This window comes from Archangium sp. (genome assembly GCF_057119385.1).
On the sequence record NZ_DBNGVP010000043.1, the window covers coordinates 52718 to 71467 of the forward strand.

Annotated in this window: 16 protein-coding genes; 7 read left to right on the top strand and 9 right to left on the bottom strand. The window is 71.2% G+C overall.

The annotated features are described in order from the left end of the window. Positions 1–61: 61 nt before the first annotated feature. Complete coding sequence (locus tag AC16DP_RS10040) at positions 62–505, top strand: GNAT family N-acetyltransferase (RefSeq protein WP_329731045.1); 444 nt, start codon at positions 62–64, stop codon at positions 503–505. A 1-nt stretch (position 506) separates the two neighbouring features. Here AC16DP_RS10040 and AC16DP_RS10045 read toward each other — a convergent pair whose 3' ends face one another. Together AC16DP_RS10045 and AC16DP_RS10050 are read right to left on the bottom strand one after the other, a co-directional pair. Next, entirely contained in the window at positions 507–1094 is a 588-nt protein-coding gene (locus AC16DP_RS10045; protein WP_329731046.1) for a tetratricopeptide repeat protein, read from the bottom strand. Positions 1095–1384: 290 nt separating this feature from the next. Beyond that, positions 1385–2185 carry an NAD-dependent epimerase/dehydratase family protein gene (locus AC16DP_RS10050; protein WP_329731047.1) on the bottom strand — a complete coding sequence of 267 codons (801 nt, stop codon included), beginning with the start codon at positions 2183–2185 and terminating at the stop codon, positions 1385–1387. 386 nt (positions 2186–2571) lie between these two features. On the opposite strand from AC16DP_RS10050, the gene AC16DP_RS10055 reads away from it, so the two are divergent. Next, positions 2572–4617 carry a sensor histidine kinase gene (locus tag AC16DP_RS10055; protein WP_329731048.1) on the top strand — a complete coding sequence of 682 codons (2046 nt, stop codon included), beginning with the start codon at positions 2572–2574 and terminating at the stop codon, positions 4615–4617. A 79-nt stretch (positions 4618–4696) separates the two neighbouring features. Continuing rightward, positions 4697–6040 carry a sensor histidine kinase gene (locus tag AC16DP_RS10060; RefSeq protein ID WP_329731049.1) on the top strand — a complete coding sequence of 448 codons (1344 nt, stop codon included), beginning with the start codon at positions 4697–4699 and terminating at the stop codon, positions 6038–6040. Positions 6041–6055: 15 nt separating this feature from the next. On the opposite strand, the gene AC16DP_RS10065 is transcribed toward AC16DP_RS10060, so the two are convergent. After that, complete coding sequence (locus tag AC16DP_RS10065) at positions 6056–6541, bottom strand: Imm26 family immunity protein (protein ID WP_329731050.1); 486 nt, start codon at positions 6539–6541, stop codon at positions 6056–6058. Positions 6542–6715: 174 nt separating this feature from the next. On the opposite strand from AC16DP_RS10065, the gene AC16DP_RS10070 reads away from it, so the two are divergent. After that, the gene (locus AC16DP_RS10070; protein ID WP_329731051.1) at positions 6716–8452 is read left to right on the top strand and encodes a DEAD/DEAH box helicase; all 1737 of its coding nucleotides are present in this window, start codon (positions 6716–6718) and stop codon (positions 8450–8452) included. Positions 8453–8560: 108 nt separating this feature from the next. Here the strand turns inward: AC16DP_RS10070 and AC16DP_RS10075 are convergent, their stop codons facing one another. The 3 genes from AC16DP_RS10075 to AC16DP_RS10085 form a co-directional block, all read right to left on the bottom strand. Further along, positions 8561–10207 (bottom strand): sigma-54 dependent transcriptional regulator, encoded by a 1647-nt coding sequence (locus AC16DP_RS10075; protein ID WP_329731052.1) that lies wholly within the window; start codon positions 10205–10207, stop codon positions 8561–8563. Positions 10208–10279: 72 nt separating this feature from the next. Beyond that, positions 10280–11218, bottom strand: a complete 939-nt coding sequence (locus AC16DP_RS10080) for a GGDEF domain-containing protein (RefSeq protein WP_329731053.1) — start codon at positions 11216–11218, stop codon at positions 10280–10282. 129 nt (positions 11219–11347) lie between these two features. Next, positions 11348–11626 (bottom strand): glutaredoxin family protein, encoded by a 279-nt coding sequence (locus tag AC16DP_RS10085; protein WP_329731054.1) that lies wholly within the window; start codon positions 11624–11626, stop codon positions 11348–11350. Positions 11627–11647: 21 nt separating this feature from the next. Here AC16DP_RS10085 and AC16DP_RS10090 point away from each other — a divergent pair, with 21 nt between their 5' ends. After that, positions 11648–12820, top strand: coding sequence for a DUF4388 domain-containing protein (locus tag AC16DP_RS10090; RefSeq protein WP_329731055.1), 1173 nt, complete (start codon positions 11648–11650; stop codon positions 12818–12820). A gap of 13 nt (positions 12821–12833) precedes the next feature. Here AC16DP_RS10090 and AC16DP_RS10095 read toward each other — a convergent pair whose 3' ends face one another. The 3 genes from AC16DP_RS10095 to AC16DP_RS10105 form a co-directional block, all read right to left on the bottom strand. Continuing rightward, on the bottom strand, positions 12834–14513 hold the full coding sequence (locus AC16DP_RS10095) for an RluA family pseudouridine synthase (RefSeq protein WP_329731056.1): 1680 nt from the start codon (positions 14511–14513) through the stop codon (positions 12834–12836). Positions 14514–14536: 23 nt separating this feature from the next. Then, the gene (locus tag AC16DP_RS10100; RefSeq protein ID WP_483956689.1) at positions 14537–15154 is read right to left on the bottom strand and encodes a hypothetical protein; all 618 of its coding nucleotides are present in this window, start codon (positions 15152–15154) and stop codon (positions 14537–14539) included. Between the two features lie 144 nt (positions 15155–15298). After that, on the bottom strand, positions 15299–16738 hold the full coding sequence (locus AC16DP_RS10105; RefSeq protein ID WP_329731058.1) for a penicillin-binding transpeptidase domain-containing protein: 1440 nt from the start codon (positions 16736–16738) through the stop codon (positions 15299–15301). Between the two features lie 163 nt (positions 16739–16901). On the opposite strand from AC16DP_RS10105, the gene AC16DP_RS10110 reads away from it, so the two are divergent. Both AC16DP_RS10110 and AC16DP_RS10115 read left to right on the top strand, forming a co-directional pair. Then, on the top strand, positions 16902–17765 hold the full coding sequence (locus AC16DP_RS10110; RefSeq protein ID WP_329731059.1) for an ABC transporter permease: 864 nt from the start codon (positions 16902–16904) through the stop codon (positions 17763–17765). Next, entirely contained in the window at positions 17762–18676 is a 915-nt protein-coding gene (locus AC16DP_RS10115; protein ID WP_329731060.1) for an ABC transporter ATP-binding protein, read from the top strand. Before AC16DP_RS10110 ends, AC16DP_RS10115 begins: the two co-directional genes overlap by 4 nt. Positions 18677–18750: the final 74 nt, after the last annotated feature.

The window sequence follows — 18750 nt, forward strand, 5'->3', positions numbered from 1 at the left end:
GGCGGCATACCGGTGGATTTTCCCCCTATTTTCCGGCCCCTCCGGGAGAATCCCCCGCACCATGGCCCCGTACGAGCTCCAACGAGTCCCCGCCTCGGAGACGCGCTACCTCCGCCACGTCGTGCTCCGCCCCCACCAGCGGCCCGAGGAGCTCATCTACCCGGGCGACGACGCCCCGGACACCGTCCACTTCGCGCTGTACGTGGGGGGCCAGCAGCATGGGGTGGCCTCGCTCTACCGCGAGCCCCGGCCGGGCACGAAGTCCACCACCGAGTGGCGCCTGCGCGGCATGGCGGTGCTCGCCTCCAACCAGGGCAGGGGCTACGGCGCGGCCCTGCTCCAGGCCTGCATCGATCACGCGGCGCGTCAGGGCGGCACCCGGCTGTGGTGCAACGCGCGCACGACGGCGTCCGGCTTCTACAAGCGGCTGGGCTTCAACGTGGAGGGGGCCGAGTTCGAGCTGCCCGGTATCGGCCCGCACTACCTCATGTGGCGCCCGCTCTGACTCAGCCCCCGGAGGCGCGCAGGAGCCGGCCCGCCAGCTGGGTGTACTGATCGCGCTTCTCGGTGTCGCCGAGGTGCGCCCAGACGTCCGCGAGGGACCTGGCCGCCTCGGTGAGCGCCGGGTACAGCTCCAGCGCCATCTCCAGCACGTGGCGCGCGTGCCGGTAGCGCGCCTTGCCCGTCAGCCCGATGCCCCGGGTGCGGTGCTTGCCGGACTCCGTCAGCAGCGCCTCGCCCAGGTTGGCGATCTCCACCGCCGCCGCCTCGCGCCAGGCCAGCTCGGTGTTGAGCTGCAGGGCCTCCTCCAGCAGCCCCCTCGCCGCCTCGGGCTCGTCCAGCTCCAGCTGGCAGATGGCCGCGTTGCGGTAGTGCTCGGCCGTCTCGGGGTCCAGGTCGATGGCGCGCTCGAAACACTTCAGCGCCTCGTGTGGACGGCCCAGACTCGTGAGCGAGGATCCCTTCGCGCTCAGCGCCAACACGTGGCTGGGATCCTGGGACAGCACGCGGTCGAACACCTTGAGCGCGGCCTCGTGGTTGCCGGACATCGAGTGGCTGACGCCCTCGTTGAATGCCGCTAACAGCGTGGACATATGGCCCCTTCTCGCCGGCCCGCTTGCCGGCCCGAGTTCCCGGTCCTTCAGTGTACAGCCGGGGACCCCGAGCGTGACAGGCCGGGGGGCTCGCCGAGAACCCGCAAACGAGAGGCGCTTCTCCACCTGTGGCCCGGGCCACACCGCACACCGGGCGCCCGGCTTCTCCGGGCGGAAAGCACATCTTCTGCACGGGCGCACCCCGCGCTGCGTCAGGGGCGAGGGCCCTTCTCCAGCACGAGCGAGGACTGCGAGAGCGACGGCGGCGTCAGTCGGCGGAATCGCGGCTGTCAGCGCGAGGCGCCGGGGTCCAGGAGGGCCGAGAAACCCGCGATGAAATCCGGGTAGCGGGGCCGCCAGCCCAGGGCCTTCAGCCGGGCATTGGAGATGGCCCGATCGCCCTGGAGGGACTCGTGCAGGGAAGCCAGGGGCACCGAGGGTGGAAGGGGCAGCCCCAGCCGGACGCACAGCCACTCGGCGGTCTCGGCCTGGGTCGCCGGACGGTCATCCGCCACGCACCAGGTGCCTCCCGGCTCGCCGCGCTCCAGCACCACGCGGATGGCCTCCACCAGGTCGTCCACGTGCACCCGGGAGATGCGGCCTCCCCCGCTCTCGGGGATGCGGAGCGTGCCGGTACGGATGCGCTCGTGCAGGCCCCGGCCGGGGCCGTAGATGCCCGCGATGCGCAGGCTGATTCCACCGAGCGGACGGTACGTCGCTTCCCCTTCGATGCGGCCCTGGGCCCTCGGGGAGGCCGAGTCGACGGGCGTGTCCTCGTCCACGTGTCCCCGCGCGCCGCCGTAGACCGCCGTGGAGGAGAGGTAGACGAGACGGGCGGGAGCCGTGCGCGCCAGGGACTCGGACAGGGAGGCGTCGAGCCCGGCCTCCGGCGGGATGGAGAGGACCACGTGGGCGCCTTGCGAGGACGCCACGGCTTCGTCCAGCGAGAGGAGCTGGACACCTTCGCGGGACAGCTCCTCCCGGCGAGCCGCGTCGCGCGTCACCGCCCGTACGGGACGTCCCCGCCGGGCCTCCTCGCGCGCCAGCCGCGTCAACGTATAGCCACATCCCAGCAGGTGGAGAGGAACCATGTCCGAGCCTCGAGCACGCGCGACACCGCCTCGAGCTTCGTCCCCGTGGCCCCGGCCCGTCTACCCCCCGCTCACCTGAAGCACTGCTGGCCAGCGCGCGGAGCCATGGTTGCAGCTCAGGAAAGCAGCCGGGCTTCTCTGGCCGTCCACAGCTGTCAGCGCGCCTCCCGGAGGGCCGTTACAGCCCCCGTGGGCTCATCGAGAAGCACGGAGTCTCCGATTCCGGAGGACCCCCGCGCTCGAGCGGCGAATCAAGGAGGCCCCCGCCCGGGGGAGGAGACCAGGAAGTCCCAGGCAACGTCACCGAAGTCACCCCCATTCCAAGGAATAGAGATGTTTCGATGCAGGCTCCGGCGGGGCCTGCTTTGGGTTCGGGTACCGTGCCAATGACTGCGCCAGGAGGCTCGCCGCTCGAAGTGCTCCTGCGGATGACGGAGCGGATGGAGCAGGCCGGGGAGCCCGAGCAGCGGCTGCAGGCAGCGCTCGGCTGTGCAATGGAGGCACTGGAGGGCTGCCTGGGAGCCCTGGTGCTGAAGGAGCCAGGAGGGCCCCTGCTGCGCGCCACCCGGGGGGAGCCCCGGGAGCGGTGCGCCCCGGAGCCGTACCTCTGCACCTGGATGGCGGCCCGGGCGATGGAGTCCGGACACCCGCTCGAGCTGGAGGAGGCCCGCCCGCACCTGCCGGGCGCCCTGCGGAGCACGAGCCTGGGCGCGCTCCTGGCCATCCCCTTCCACGTGGCGCCGGGCACCCTGCGCGGAGCCCTCTGTCTGGGGACCCGGGCCCCCCGGCGCTTCCGGCCCGAGGAGGTGATGCTGCTGCGGCTGATGGCGGAGCGGCTGGGGCTGGCCCTTGAGCAGGAGCGGCTGCAGGCCGGGCAACGCTACCTGCGGGCCATCTTCGACCAGGTGCCGGATGCCCTCCTCATCGCGGATGATGAGGCCCGGTACCTGGAGGCCAACCCGGCCGCTTGCGACATGCTCGGCATGCCGCTCCCCCAGCTGCTCGGCCGCACCGTCTTCGACCTCGCGGGGGTACCGCCGGAGCACACGAGCGGGCTCTGGCACCAATTCCTCGAGCAGGGCGCCCAGAAGGGTGAGTTCGAGCTGCGCGGCCAGGGAGGACGGCGGCTCTTCGTGGAGTACGCCGCCAAGGCCCACATCATCCCAGGACGCCACCTGTCGCTCCTGCGGGAGGTGACGCGGCGCAAGCGGGCCGAGATCCTCCTGGAGCTGCTGACGGAGGCGAGCGGGGTGCTGGTGGGCTCGCTGAGCCAGACGCAGGTGCTGGAGGCCGTGCCGCCCGTGGCGGTGAAGCAGCTCGGCTCCTTGTGCCTGCTGCGCCTGCTGGAGGAAGGGAGCCCCTGGCACATGGCCCTCTCGCCGCAGTCCCTGGAGCTCGAGGCCCTCCCGCCGGAGCTGCGGCACTACCAGCCGCCCGCCTCCTGGTGGGAGCCGGCCTTGCAGGCCCTGCGCTCGGGCCAGGTGCTGGAGGGACAGACGACGCCGCTGCGGGCGGCCGCGCGCATGGAGGACGCGCGGGTGGCCAGGTGGTTGCTCGGCCTCGAGCCGTACGCCTACCTCGTGGTCCCGATCATGGCGCGCCAGCGGCTGTCGGGGGTGCTCGTGCTCGTCTCCACCCGCCCGGGCTTCCGCTACGAGGAGGAGGAGCGGGTGGCGGCCCTGGAGCTGGCACGGTTGACGGCGCTGGCGCTCGAGAGCGCCCGCCTGCACGAGCAGGCCCGCGACGCGCTCCGGCTCCGGCAGGAGATGATGGCCATGGTCACGCATGATCTGCGCAACCCGCTCAATGCCCTCCTGCTGCGCTCGATCTCCATGGAGCGCAAGGCCTCCAAGGCGGGGGACACCACCACGCAGGCGGACGCCAAGGCCCTCCAGCACATGGCGCGCCACATGGAGCACCTGCTCATGGACATGGTGGACATGGTCGTCATCGAGACGGGAAAGCTGTCCCTCGAGCTTCAACCCCAGTCCGTGGGCGAGCTGCTGAACGAGGCGATGGAGCTGGCCGAGCCGCTGGGAAGGCAGCGCGGGGTGGAGGTGGAGCTGCGGCCCCTGGAGGGCAGCCCCCAGGTGAGGTGCGACCGCCAGCGCATCCTCCAGGTGCTCTCCAACCTGCTGTGCAACGCGCTGAAGTTCACCCCGGCCGGTGGCCGGGTCGTGCTCAGCACCTTCCCCCGGGACGGCCAGTTCGTCTTCTCGGTGAGCGATACCGGGCCCGGGCTCAAGCCCGAGCAGCTGCCCCATGTCTTCGACCGGTACTGGCGGGCCGCCGAGGCCCGGGGCACCACCGGGCTGGGGCTGGGGCTGGCCATCGTCAAGGGCATCATCCAGGGACACGGCGGCAGGGTGTGGGTCGAGAGCCAGCCAGGGCATGGCAGCACCTTCCTCTTCGCCCTCCCGTTGCCGTCCTGAGACGCGCTCCAGGGTGTTCTAAATCGGATGTTTGTGGGGGCACCTCCCTGGCGCCGCCGTGCCGCCGGAGCACCGCGACGTGGCAGCGTTCACTTCGATGCTCGCAGATGACACCGCGCTCCAGGCCCCGCTCCGAGTCAAGCGGAGGATCTTCTTCGTCTCCGCGAGCATGATCCTGGCGATCCCCCTCGTGCGCCTCCTGATCACCGGTACCGTGCTCCCCGAGCTGGCGCTCGTGCAGCTGCTCTGGGGACTGAGCTACCTGCTGCTCGGAGCAGGTGTGGGCAGGGGACTACTGGCCCCCTGGCTCGCGGGCACCGTGGCCGCGATGGTGTGCGTCCCCGCGGTCTCGGCGCTCATCCATTTCACCGGCGGACCGGCGAGCCCCTTCTTCGTGGCGATCGTCTGTGCGCCCCTCATCATCGCGCTGTTCGCCCCGGACTCCCGCCTGCCGACGCTGGTGTCCTACGTGGGCATGCTGGGCGCGGTGGCGGTGTTGAACGTCCTGGCGGGAGTCCCTCCGCGCGCCTGGCTGCACCAGGTCGTCGTGTTTGGCTGCGTCGGGGCCTTCGGCCTCTACGGCGGGCGCACCTACCGGCGGCTCCGGGAAGCGGAGAAGGTGGCGCAGGAGCAGCGGCTGAAGGCATTGGAGCAGCTGGCCGTGAGCGAGCGCCTCCGGCTCCGCGCCGAGCGCGAGCGTTCCGAGGTGGAGCGGCTGGTGCTGGTGGGTCAGCTCGCCTCCGGGGTGGCGCATGAGGTGAACAATCCCCTCGCCTTCGTGAAGTCCAACCTGCACTACCTCGAGCGGGAGCTGCTGGACGCGGAGGGCTACGAGAACAAGGCGGAGCTGCGCGAGCTGCTGGACGAGACGCGGCAGGGCGTCCTGCGCATCCAGCAGATCGTCACGGATCTCCGGCGCTTCTCCCGGGAGGGCCACACGTCCAGCGAGCCGGGCTCGCCGCTGGAGGCCATCGAGGAGGCCCGGCGGCTGGCGTCGGTGCGCCTGCGCAGCCTGGGCGCGGTGGAGGTGGACGCCACGCCGAGCCTGCCCGAGGTGGGGCTGGGGCAGCGGCACCTGGTGCAGGTGCTGGTGAACCTGCTGCTGAACGCGGCGGACGCGGTGGAGGAAGCAGTGCCTCCCCGCCGGGCCCGCATCGTCGTCCGGGCCAGACCGACGGACGGCGGGGTACGGCTGGAGGTGGAGGACAACGGCACGGGAATTCCGCCCGAGGCGCTGCCGCGGCTCTTCGAGCCCTTCTTCACCACCAAACCGCCCGGAAAGGGCACCGGGCTGGGGCTGGCGCTCTGCCACGAGTACGTCAGCCGCACCGGGGGGACGCTCACCGCGGAGAACCGGCCCGAGGGAGGCGCTCGCTTCGTGCTGACACTGAAGGAAGTGGCCGAGACCGCCTCGGCGGCGTGAGCACCCAGGGACAACCTAACGTAGCCGTACCTTCAGGTGCTCCTCAGCCGCATTGGTCCGCCCCAGGAGGTTATCGAGCAGGCGTTCCTCGATGGAGTCCTGTTCCCAGACTGCGGCCCGCTCGAGGCCCACACATTCCTGGGGTTCGGCGGCCCTGCTGTGACCAGCCGTGTCGAAGATCGTGCAGCGGCGGAAGTCTCCCACGTCCTGCATGAATCGGACGAGCGGCCGACACAGGTGCTCCTCGAGCGCTCTCCACCCGATGAGTTCCCACGCATCCAGGGCCAGGTGGCGGACAGCCGTCTTGAAGAGCACGGGTCTCGTGCCGATCCCGTCCAGATCAGAATCCGGACTCATCGTTCTGTGTTGATAGAAGGCCACATAAGGGGATTCGAGCAGCCTTCCGTACCCGAAGGAGCCATCGGCGAGGGCCATTCTCACGAAAGACCCTGGCTTGTGTCCTGGCTGAGGCATGAGGGGCCTCCTGGTTCTGGCCCCCATCGCGGGACCTCGACTCGAAGCTACAGGTAGCTCGAGGGCACCGTCGAGACTGCTGGCGGCGAGCGCCTGGCGCCAGGTGCCCGTCCAGCCTCGGCGGGCAGTGCCCTCATCCCGCCCCCCCCTGCACACAGCGGGAGACCTCGGGCGGCAGGGGTGGTACAAGCCCGCTCCATCGTGAGCACCTCTACCGAGAACATTCCGACTTTCGAACAACTGGGCCTCGGGTCCGCCCTCGTGGAGGCACTCAGCGGCCTTGGTTACGAGGAACCCACCCCCATCCAGCGCGCCGCCCTCCCGCCCCTCCTCGCGGGCAAGGATCTGCTCGGCATCGCCGCCACCGGCACCGGCAAGACGGCCGCATTCTCCCTGCCGCTCCTCCAGAGGATTACCCCCGGCAAGCTCGCGGCCTTCTCCACCTCCGCGCTCGTGCTCGTCCCCACCCGCGAGCTCGCCATGCAGGTGGCCGAGGCCATCCACCGCTACGGCCAGAAGCTCGGCGTCACCGTGCTCCCCCTCTACGGCGGCCAGCCCATCGGCCAGCAGCTGCGCGTGCTCAAGCGCGGCGTGGACGTCATCGTCGCCACCCCCGGCCGCGCCCTGGATCACCTCAAGCGCCAGTCCCTCCTGCTCGACTCCGTGCGCACCGTCGTGCTCGACGAGGCCGACGAGATGCTCGACATGGGCTTCGCCGAGGACCTCGAGGCCATCCTCGAGGCCACCCCCGAGGGGCACCAGACCGCCCTCTTCTCCGCCACCCTGCCCCCCCGCATCGCCTCCATCGCCGAGCGCCACCTGCACCAGCCCGTGCACGTGCGCATCGCGAAGGAGAAGCTGGCCCCCGGGACCGGCCCCCGCGTGCGCCAGACGGCCTACATCGTCCCGCGCGCCTTCAAGGCCGCCACGCTCGGACGCGTGCTCGATGTGGAGGCCCCCACCGCCGCCATCGTCTTCTGCCGCACCCGCACCGAGGTGGATGAGCTCACCGTCTCCCTCAACGGCCACGGCTGGCGCGCCCAGGCCCTCCATGGCGGCATGGATCAGGCCCAGCGCGACCGCGTCCTCAAGCAGTTCAAGACGCACGCCGTGGATCTGCTGATCGCCACCGACGTGGCCGCTCGTGGACTGGACATCGAGAAGCTGTCCCACGTCGTCAACTACGACGTGCCCAATGCCCCCGAGGCCTATGTGCACCGCATCGGCCGCACCGGCCGCGCCGGGCGCGAGGGCGTCGCCATCACCCTCGCCGAGCCTCGCGAGCACCGGCTGCTGCGCAACATCGAGAAGCTCACCGGCCAGAAGATCGAAATCGCCACCGTGCCCACCGTGGCCGATCTGCGCGCCCGCCGCCTCGAGCTGGTGCGCGCCTCCCTGCGCGAGGCCCTCGTGGCCGGCGAGCTCGACTCCTACCGCTCCGTGGTGGAGAGCCTCGGCTCCGAGTTCGACCTGGTGGATGTGGCCGCCGCCGCCGTGAAGCTCATCCACGACGCGCAGGCCGAGGGCCGCGACGAGGCCGAGCAGGACATCCCCGCGCTGCCCCCGCCCTCGGAGAAGCCCCCCAAGCCCGGCAAGAACGCCCGGGCCGCGGCCCGCCCCGGGTTCGGCGATCGGCCGGGTCCGGGTCCCAAGGGGCCCAAGGGTGACAAGCGGCGCGCGGGCCCTCCGTCGCAGGACTTCGACATGGCCCGGCTGTTCATCGGCGTGGGACGGCAGGCCGGGGTCCGGCCCGCGGACCTCGTCGGTGCCATCGCCGGTGAGGCCGGCGTCGAGGGCCGGCGCATCGGCGCCATCGAGATCGGTGACAACTACTCCCTCGTCGAGGTGCCCGAGCCCCTCGCCGAGCAGATCATCACCGCGCTCCGTCAGGCCACCCTGCGCGGCAAGAAGGTCCAGGTCCGCCGGGACAAGGGCTGACCTGAGACGGAAAAAGCCCCATGCGCCAGAGTGGTGGCACATGGGGCTCAATTCAAGGGCCTGTATACCCTCACCCCGTCCCTCTCCCAGAGGGAGAGGGGTGGTGGCTCAGAACTCGGCCGAGGCCCTCGGGTCCACGATGCCGCATTCCTTGATCTTGTAGAGCAGCGCCTTGTAGCTGATGCGCAGCTTGCTCGCCGCCCGGCGCTTGTTCCACGCCGTGCGCTGCAGCATCGCCAGGATCGCCTCCCGCTCCGCCAGCATCGCCGCCCGCTTGCCGATGTCCTTCAGCGACATCTCCCCTTCCGGCACCGTCGGCGGCGGAGGCGGCGGCTGCGGCACGTCGAACGGATTCGCGTACTTCGGCTGCGCCACCACCTGGTTCACCGGCACCTCCGCCGCGGGCACCGCCCCGCGCGCCGACATCTCCAGCACCTGCACCGCTCCGCCCGGACCCGCCACCGGCACCGGAACCGCCGCCACCGGCACCGGCGTCCGCATCGTCGGCGCGGGCGGCTCCACGTCCCCGTCTCCCGCGTACGACGTCGGCAGCGACGGCGCACTCGCCGGCGTACGGCCTCCCGAGCGCAGCTCGTCCAGCACCAGCGTCGGATCCTTCAGCACGCACAGCCGGCGCACCATGTTCTCCAGCTCGCGCACGTTGCCCGGCCACTCGTACTCCGTGAAGGCCCTCAGCACCTCGGGCGGCAGCTCCGCCACCCCGCTCATGTACTGGCGCCCGTACTTCTTCAGGAAGTGGTCCGTCAGCGGCACCACGTCCTCCGGCCGCTCGCGCAGCGCCGGCAGCCGGATCGCCACCACGTTCAGGCGGTAGAAGAGATCCTCGCGGAAGTTGCCCAGCTCGATCTCCCGCTCCAGCTCCCGGTTCGTCGCCACCACCACGCGGCTGTCCACCCGGACGCTCTTCTTGCCGCCCACCCGGAAGAACTCCTCGTCCTGCAACACCTGCAGCAGCTTGGCCTGCAGGCGGATCGCCATCTCGCCGATCTCGTCCAGGAAGATGGTGCCCTGGTCCGCCAGCTCGAACTTGCCCGGCTTCTCCGCCGTGGCGCCCGTGAAGGCGCCGCGCTCGTGGCCGAAGAGCTCGCTCTCCAGCAGCTCGCCCGGAAGCGCCGCGCAGTTCACCTTGATGAACGGCCGGTTGCGCCGGTTGCTGCGCGCGTGGACCTCGCGGGCAATCACCTCCTTGCCCGTCCCGGACTCGCCCAGCAGCAGCACCGGCACGTCCGTGTCCGCGATGCGCTCCACCAGCGCGCGCACCTTGCGCATGGCCGGCGAGTGCGAGATGAGGATCCGCTCACCGCTCGCCTCCTCGCGCGACGCCCCCGCCGCCGCCGCCTGGGCCGCCGCGGCCTGACGCGCCGGCATGCGGCTGCCGAGCGCCCGGCTCATCGCGTCCTCGAGCTCGTCACTGCTGAAGGGTTTGGACAGGTAGTCGCTGGCGCCCATCTTCATGGCGCGCATCGCGTCCTCCGCGCCCGAGAGCGCCGAGAGCACGATGACGGGTGCACCGCCGCCGGAGGCCCGGTAGCGCCGCAGCACCTCCAGGCCACTCATCTCCGGCATCATCACGTCCAGCAGCACCACGTCGAACGAGCCACCGGAGAGCATCTCCAGCGCCTGGGAGCCACTCGACGCGCAGCGCACCTGGTACCCCGAGCTGCCCAGCAGCTCGCCGAGGAACGTCCTCACCTGCTCCTCGTCGTCCACCACCAGCACCGCGATCCGATCCATCCCCTCGCCTCCCCTCACCCTGTCCATCTCGATTCACTCCGTGGGACGCCCACCGCCGGGCTCATCCCTCGCTCAGACCGTCAGTCCCATTCCGGTGCCGCTCCGGCGCTCCTCGCGCGCCCTGCGCAGCGACTGCAGCGCCTGGGTCAGCAGTTGCACCGGCGATCCCATCACGTCCGGGTAGCTCACCGCCCCCAACGCCAACGAGGGGCGCAGCACCTTGCCCTCCACCTGCAGCCGCGCCAGGGCGAAGCGCTCGCCCACGCGCGCCATCACGTCCGGCACGCCCTCCGCCGGTGTCCCCGGCAGCAGCACCGCGAACTCGTCCTCGCCCACGCGCGCCACCACGTCCGCCTCGCGCACCGTCTGGCCGAACACCACCGCGCAGTACACGAGCAGGCGCTCGGCCAGGCCCCTGCCGGACTCCTTGCGCAGGGCGCGGAAGTCGTCGAGCGCCCCCGCCACCACCGAGAAGCTGCCGCCGAAGCGCTCGATGCGCCGCGTCTCCAGGGCCATGAGCTCCAGCAGGAAGGTGCGGTTGTAGAGCCCGGTGAGCGGATCATGAATGGCCGCCGAGCCCGCGTCCTCCGGCAGCATCGCCCGGCGCACGGAGGCCTTGAGGCGCAGCTGGGCGCGCAGGCGCAGCACCAGCTCCTCGCCCGAGCCACTGCGCGGCACGATGTCCACGCACAGCCCCTTCTCCAGGCAGTGCCGCCAGGTGTCCGGCTCGCCCGCGTCCACCAGGTACAGCATGGGGACCGCGCCCCGGCCCATCTGCCGCAGCCGCCGCGCCACCGACACCGCCGCGTAGTCCGGGGCCTGCGCCGCCAGCACCACCGCGTCCGGCCGGATGGCCTCGAACAGCGGCCCCGCCGCGTCGAAGCGCGTCACCGGCACCACCCGAAAGCCCGCCTCACCCAGCACCACCCTCGTGCGCTCCAGGTCTCCCGCCCTCGGCTCCACCACCAACACCGTCAGTGGCTGATCCGCCCTTTTGTGCTTGCTCCTCAACGCCACCGTGTCCCCCGTCCGGCCAGAACCTTTTTCCCCATCGTTCCTCCGGCGTTCTCCCCAGGTTTACAGCCCTACCCGCCGCCGCCCCTTCGCATCCCCCTGTTTTTCCTGAGGGTGGGAAGGGAGTTACTCCCCATGCTCCCTGGAATGAGCAACCGGCGTGCCATGGAGTGCCCTCCGGAGGCACGCCTCGACCTCGGATTCCTCCAGCCGGAGCTTGAAGGTGTCCCGGCCGTCGATGATGACCACGGGGATGTCGTAGCGGTACGCCGCGAAGGTGGCGGGATCGGCGCGAATGTCCTCCTCCACCAGGTCGAAGGGGATGCGCTCGCGGACCCGCTCCAGGACTTCCTTCGCCTGGTCGCAGAGGCAACAGTTCGGTTTCGAGTAGAGTCGGACAATCATTCGGCAGAAGGATGTGACGTCATGCGCGGCCTGTCAGGTGACTTCTCGACGATGCCGTTGAGGGATCTGGTCGCCTACCTCGGCGGCCGGCGGCTCACGGGCACGCTGCGGGTCATGCGGGCGGGCGTGCGCAAGCTCATCCTCGTGCGGGCCGGACAGGTGATCAGCGCCAGCTCCAACCAGCCGCGCGAGTTCCTCGGCCAGTTCCTCATCAACATGGGGCACCTGAGCGAGGAGCAGTTCAGCAAGGCCTACGCCACCCAGCGCGAGACGCAGGTGCCGCTGGGGAAGATCATCGTCATGACGGGGCTGGTACCCGAGCCGACGGTGCGCGCCACGCTCTCCCTGAAGTTCCGCGAGACGCTGCTGGACATGTTCCGCTGGGAGGAAGGCGAGTTCTCCTTCGACACGGGGGCGGTGGCGGAGGTGGAGGGCGTGGACACGCGGGTGGACCTGGCGGAGGTGCGCCGCGAGGGCGACTTCCGCGAGACGGCCTGGCAGTCCATCCGGGCGGCGTTCCCCTCGGGCAACCTGTACCTGACGGTGGACGAGGGCCGGCTGCCGGAGCCGCCCCGGCCGGGCACCCTGGACGCGAAGCTGGTGAAGCGCATCCGCGAGGGGCTGACCATCGACGAGATGGCCAAGGTGCTGCACGCCTCGGACTTCCTGGTGTACCAGCGGCTGTACGCGCTCCACCGGCTGGAGGCGGTGAAGGTGTCGGCCACGCCGCCGCCGGGACGCCAGCGGCCCGCGCCCTCGGAGGAGGAGGACGAGGCGCAGGTGGTGGACATGGAGGTGATCGGCACCGAGTCCCCCACGAGCGAGGTCATCCAGGCGGCGCAGTCCTACCTGGAGAACGGCAACTTCCGGGACGGCGAGGCGCTGGCGCGCCGGGCGCACGAGATGGAGCCCACGCCGGAGACGGAGGCGCTGCTGCGCTCGGCGGAGGCCGCGCTGGTGGGCGCGCTGCGCCGGGAGATGCTGGACAAGCCCCAGGTGCCCTCGCTGCTGATGTCCGCGGCGCAGCTCAAGACGCTTCAGCTGAGCACCCCCGAGCGCTACCTGCTGTCGCGCATCGACGGCAAGCGAGACCTCGGCGCCATCATCTCCATGTCCCCGCTCAAGGAACTGGAGGCGCTGAAGTACTTCCAGTCCTTCGTGGACGGCGGACTGGTGAAGCTCACCCCGCGCTGAACCGTCGCACCGGTCAGAACGGTGCCGGCCGCTCGAAGGAGACGGGCCGGCCCGTCTCCGGGTGCAGGAACGAGAGCGACTCCGCGTGCAGATGCAGGCGGACGTCCTCGTGGCCGTAGAGGCGATCCCCGACGATGGGGGCGCCGAGCCCGAGCGGATGCGCCGCGTGGACGCGCAGCTGGTGGGTCCTCCCGGTGAGGGGGAAGAAGGCCACCCGGGTGCGCTGTCCGCGCCGCTCGAGCACCCGCCACCGCGTCACCGCGGGCTTGCCGTGCACGGGGTCGTGGATCTGCCGGGGCCGGTCATCGAGGTCGACGCGCATGGGGAAGTCGATGGTGCCCTCCTCTTCCCGGACGAGCCCCTCGACCCAGGCCACGTAGCGCTTGTGGATCTCCCGCTGGGCGAACTGCCGTTGCAGGGCCGCGTGCGTCCGGGAGTCGAGCGCCGCGACGAGCAGACCCGAGGTGTCCAGGTCGAGCCGGTGCACGAGCAGCGGGCCCGTCGCATGCGGGTAGCGGGCCCGGAGCCGGGCGAGCACCGAGTCCGTCACCGAGGTGTCCCTCGCGGGCACGGAGAGCAGGCCCTCGGGCTTGTCGACCACGACGATCCAGGCGTCCTCGAAGACGACGGACAGGCCTTCGGTCACGGCGGGCGGTGGCGCGAAGATCCTCGGGGGGTCGACGCGCAGGCCCTCCAGCATGAAGGGAAGCAGGGGCGCGCACTTGTCGCGGCAGGCCGCGTAGAACGCCCCGGCGGCACGGCCCCCCGAGGGCGGTGGCGTCCCCCACCAGAACTCGGCGAGGGCCAGCGGGCGCAGGCCGTGCGCGAAGGCATGGGCGAGGAGCTTCGGGGCCGCGCAATCGGCGGCACCCGAGGGCGGCTCCGCGGGGGCGTACAGGGCCCGGAGTGGACGGCGCTCGCCCCGGGCATTGGGCACCCCATAGGTGTCGTGGAGCCGCTTCATGATCGCGCGGCAGACGATCCACCGCAGACGGTCGAGGGCCCGCAGGCGACGCTCCAGCCGCGACAACCTGGGCTCGATGGCCAGGCGTTCGGCCTCCTGGGCCGCGTCCATCCGGCGCTTCTCGGCCTTGTCGCCCCGGCTCTCCTGATCGAGCGCGTGGAGGGCCGCGCGCTTCTCCTCCGCCGTGAGTGATGCCGAGGACTCCAGCTCGGCCCGGCGCGTGTGGCGCCGCCGCTTCTTCTCCTCGTGCCGGGCGCGCAGCTCCGCGCGGTCCGAGGCATGGCGCGCCTGCTGCGCTTCATGGGTGGCCCGGAGCCCCACGAGCTCCGGCGAGGTCCTCATCTCCTCGGCGCGGGCGAGCAGTGCCTTCACCACGGCCTCACCCGCGGGCTCCACCCGCTCGCGAGCCTCACGGTCGAAGAGCGGCGGGACGAAGCCCGGAACCTCCCATCGCCCGGCGAGCATGCCGGAGAAGGAGCGGAGGAATCCGATGCGTCCATCGGGTGCCCGCACGACCAGCACGCCGAACATCTTGCCGCCCTCGGGACCGTCGAGCAGCGAGGCCGGAATCCCCGGGGCGACGAAGCCCGCCCGGAACTCCGCCTGCAACAACTCCGCGGCCCGGCGCGCCAGGGCGTGGGGCCCGAGCTCGTCGAAGGGGCTCGGGAAGGACCCGGCGACGGCGTCAGGGGCGGGCTGCGGCTCGAAGGGTGTGACCCACGTCTCCACGGATCTCCCGTAGCACGAACCGCTCAGCGATCCACGTCGTTGAGCTCGTTGTAGGGCTCTCCCGGGGCGATGCGGGTGCCATCGGCGGCCACTCGCTCCACCGTGGCGATGGACCAGCAGTCTGGCGTGGCGTCATCGTCGATGTTGGCCGCCGCGGCGCCGATGAACACACCCGGGCCGGACCCATCTGCCGGGAGCGTGACTCCCAGGCCCGCGGGCGTCCCATCCGGCAGCGTCGCGAGCGTGAGCGGACAGCCCGTCTGGGCGAAGGTCTCGAAGGTGCCCCGGAACCTCGGGCTCCCCGGGTCGGCGGGGATGATCTGGTAGGCCATCGTCCTCGACCAGCCCGCCTTGGACCTGGCGGCCTGGCGCTCCCTGTGCGTCAGCACACGCCCTCGGGGGGCCGAGAAATACGTGTACCGGTTCCCCAGTTCCGGCTCGAACCCCATCTGGTTCATGTCCTCCGAGAAGGCCTCGAACTCCTGAACCCAGGCCCGCTCGGTGATGTACAGGGCCTTCAGGTTCGCCTTCGCCTCGTTCACGGGGGCACAGCAATGGTGCCCGGGCAGCAAGCGCGCCACGAGCCGCATCCCCACGACGCCCGTGACGCCGATGAAGGCCAGGACCCCGAGGGACAGCAAAAACCACTGCAGGACGTGAGGTGACCGCGCGGAACCCGGCTCCATGGAGTGCCCCCCTCTGCGGATGGAGACACCGTAGCCGGTCGCGGGTTCCCGCGCTCGGGGACGACCCTCACCCCTACCCTCTCCAGGGGGAGAGGGAGCTCAGGGCCGCGTCATCGCCGCCTTGCTGCCCGGCTCGGCGTGAGCGCCGGCCACCGGCTCGGAGGAGGCTTCCTCTTCCTCGGACTCCTCGTCCGCGGGAGCCTGCTCCTGCGGCTCCTCGTCCTTCGCGGGAGCCACGAGGGAACCCGGAGGCAGGCGCGCCAGCCCCAGGCGCATGGCCTCGCGGCCGAGCCACGTGGCCCGGATGTGCCAGATGGGCTCGTTGACGATGACCGCCGCCACCGCCACCTTCGGGTTGTCCTTGGGCGCGAAGCCCACGAACCACGAGTAGTCGCGGAAGGGATTGCGGTCCGCCAGCGTGCCCGTCTTGCCCACCGCGCCCGGCACGCCCATGCCCCGCTCGCGGAACGTCCGGCGCGCCGTGCCCTTCGTCACCGTCGCCTCCATCAGCGTCGTCAGGGCATGCGCCACCTCGGGAGACAGCACCTGCTCGGCGGGCTTGTGGGCCTGGGCGTCCGCGCCGGTGTCGAAGAGGACGGGGTCCTTCCACACACCGCCGTTGGCCGCCACGGACGCCAGCAGCGCGCCATGCAGCGGCGAGAGGTACACGTCCCCGAAGCCCGCGCCCGTCTGGGCGAAGCGGAACTCGTCCTCGTCCGGCACGGCGGCGAGCGACACGTCCGTGGGCACCGGGAAGGACAGCTCCCGGTTGAAGTGGAAACGGGCCGCCGCGTGCTTGAGCGCCTTGGGCGACAGGTAGCGCTGCGTCAGCTTGGCGAAGATGACGTTGGCGCTCTTGCCCATGGCGTCGGCCAGCGAGTGGCACTGGCCATCCCGCGCGCTGTCCTGCAGCAGCTTCTCGGAGAGCCGCCGCTTGCCGCCGTGGAAGCACGTCTCGTCCGCGGGCGTCACCCCGGCCTCCAGCAGCGCGGCGCCGGTGACGATCTTGAAGATGCTGGCCGCGGGGAACACCGCGCGCGTGGCCAGGCCGCGCAGCCCCGGCTGGGCCCGCGAGTGCTCGGCCATGGCGAGCACGCGGCCCGTGGAGGGCTCCAGCACCACCACCGCCCCATAGGGCACCCGGTACTGCGAGAGGATGCCGGTGAGCTGCGACTGGAGGACCGGGTCGATGGTCAGCGGCACGTCGCCCTGGGGCCCCGGCACCACCAGACGCCCCTGCGCGTCCTTCTTGGCGCGGGCGAGCACGTCCTGCTTCGCCGTCAGGGAGCGCAGGCGGGTGATGGGCGGATCCGACTCCCGCGAGGGCACCGGCACGGGCGGGACGAGCCCCAGCGGCTCCCCGCTCCCGTCGCCGTCCTTGGCTCCGGCGGCGCTCGCCTCCGCCTGACTGGCCTCCGGGGAGGCGGTCTCGGCCACCGGCGCGGTGCCCTCCTCCACGGGGCGGCCATCATCCGCACCGACGAGCAGGAGGAACAGGGGGAGGAGCAGCGTGGCGGGGAGGGCCCGGGGGAGCGTCATGCAGAACCGTCGCGCGAGAGGAGGTGGGGGGGTGGGCATGGTACCCGCCCTTGCGGAGACGTCCATTCCGCCGCGGATGTTCCCCTGGAGAGCGAGAATCCTGGCGAGCCCTTTCTGGGCCCGGTAGGGTTCACCCGCCTTGAACGTCTTGAATGAGACTGCAGTGATCTGGAGCGCCGAGTGCCGCCGCACGCTCCGCAGCGCCCGTGTGCTGGCGCTGCTGGCGCTCTACAGCCTGTTCTCCATGCTGGTGCTGCTGGTGGTGGGCGGCATCACCCGGGCGCTGCGTGAGCAACTGGACATGCAGATCGCCCAGGCCGGTGCGAACGCCGCGGCGGCCGACCAGGTGACCGCGGAGTTCCGCAAGGGCTTCCTCGGGTTCCTGGTGGGAGGCGACCAGGCCGTGATGGAGGCCCTGTCGCAGGTGCCGCTGGTGGTGGTGGTGGTCTTCAAGGCCACCCTCTTCTTCCTGCCGCTCTACGTGGCGATCATGGGCTTCGATCAGGTGAGCGGCGAGGTGGGCCCGCGCTCCATCCGCTACCTCACCGTGCGAGCCCGGCGCCTGTCGCTGCTGCTGGGCAGGTTCCTGTCGCAGGCCACGGTGCTGTTGGGGCTGGTGCTCATCATCGACGCGGGCATCTTCGTCTACGCCTGGCTCACCACGCCGGACTTCACCTTCGGGTCCTTCACGTTCAACCTGCTGAAGTTCTGGCTGGCGGCGATGGTGTTCTCGCTCTCGTACCTGGCGCTCACCACGCTGTGCTCCAGCCTGTTCCGCGCGCCGGCGCTGAGCCTCGTGGTCAACATCTTCGTGCTCTTCGGCTTCTGGCTGGTGAACCTGATCGGCGGCTTCGCCGAGAAGGACAGCCCGGTGGCGTACGTGCGCTACCTGTCGCCGTCGCACTACGCCAATGGCCTGCTGCACCCGGGGCTCGCCGAGTTCGCGGTGAGCGGCCTGGCCTATGTCTTCTTCACGCTGCTGTTCCTCGGCGGCGCCATCGTCATCCTGCGGGAGAGGGACCTGTGAGCGAGCGCGCCATCGAGATCGTCGAGGTCACCCGGCGTTTCGGAGCCAAGGTGGCGGTGGACGGGGTGAGCCTGTCCGTCAACCGGGGCGAGGTGTACGGGCTGATCGGCCCCAACGGCGCGGGGAAGACGACCACCTTCTCCATGATGTGCGGCTACCTGCGCCCCAGCAGCGGCACGCTGCGGGTGATGGGGGTGGACCCCCGCGAGGACGGTGCCCTCAAGGGGAAGATCGGCGTGCTGCCCCAGGACGCCATCCTGCCCGGAGGCTGGAAGGTGGGGCCCCTGCTCACGTACTGGGCCCAGTTGAGCGGCGTGGCCAACCCCGAGCAGGAGGCGCGCACGTGCCTCGAGCGGGTGGGCCTCATCGAGGCGTGGGGCGTGGAGACGCACGCGCTGTCGCATGGCATGGCCAAGCGCACGGCCCTGGCACAGGCGCTGATGGGCCGTCCGCCGCTGGTGCTGCTCGACGAGCCCACCGCCGGGTTGGATCCGCGCATCGCCAACCAGGTGCGTCAGGTCATCCGCGACCTGAAGGACCAGCACACCACGGTGGTGGTCTCCAGCCACAACCTCCAGGAGCTGGAGCAGCTGTGCGACGCGGCGGCCATCCTCGACAAGGGCAGGCTGGCGCAGGCCGGCACCATGGCCGAGCTCACCGGCCAGTCCGCCGAGTTCCGCGTCCAGGTGGCCCGCGGCACCGTCATCGTCCCGGAGCTCGAGGCCCTGCCCGGCGTCACCTCTGCGCGCATGGAGGGCGAGACGCTGCTGCACGTCCGCTTCGACGGCCAGGGCCACAAGCCCGAGGAGGTCATCAGCCGCGTGGTGGGCCACCTGCTGCAGACCGGGGTGCTCATCCTGGGCGTCTCGAGGGGCCGCCGGCTGGAGGAGCGGGTGCTGCAGCTCACGTAGCGGGCAGGCCCCCGTGGGGCGGAAAAAATCCCCCGGAAAATCCGGGGTGAAACTCCGGGGCGGTTCATGTCACC

What these genes read in the sequence shown, in the direction of transcription:
- AC16DP_RS10040 (WP_329731045.1), top strand. Translation starts at nt 62, where the DNA reads ATGGCCCCGTACGAGCTCCAACGAGTCCCCGCCTCGGAGACGCGCTAC.
- AC16DP_RS10045 (WP_329731046.1), bottom strand. Translation starts at nt 1,094, where the DNA reads ATGTCCACGCTGTTAGCGGCATTCAACGAGGGCGTCAGCCACTCGATG.
- AC16DP_RS10050 (WP_329731047.1), bottom strand. Translation starts at nt 2,185, where the DNA reads ATGGTTCCTCTCCACCTGCTGGGATGTGGCTATACGTTGACGCGGCTG.
- AC16DP_RS10055 (WP_329731048.1), top strand. Translation starts at nt 2,572, where the DNA reads ATGACTGCGCCAGGAGGCTCGCCGCTCGAAGTGCTCCTGCGGATGACG.
- AC16DP_RS10065 (WP_329731050.1), bottom strand. Translation starts at nt 6,541, where the DNA reads ATGGGGGCCAGAACCAGGAGGCCCCTCATGCCTCAGCCAGGACACAAG.
- AC16DP_RS10075 (WP_329731052.1), bottom strand. Translation starts at nt 10,207, where the DNA reads ATGGATCGGATCGCGGTGCTGGTGGTGGACGACGAGGAGCAGGTGAGG.
- AC16DP_RS10085 (WP_329731054.1), bottom strand. Translation starts at nt 11,626, where the DNA reads ATGATTGTCCGACTCTACTCGAAACCGAACTGTTGCCTCTGCGACCAG.
- AC16DP_RS10090 (WP_329731055.1), top strand. Translation starts at nt 11,648, where the DNA reads ATGCGCGGCCTGTCAGGTGACTTCTCGACGATGCCGTTGAGGGATCTG.
- AC16DP_RS10105 (WP_329731058.1), bottom strand. Translation starts at nt 16,738, where the DNA reads ATGACGCTCCCCCGGGCCCTCCCCGCCACGCTGCTCCTCCCCCTGTTC.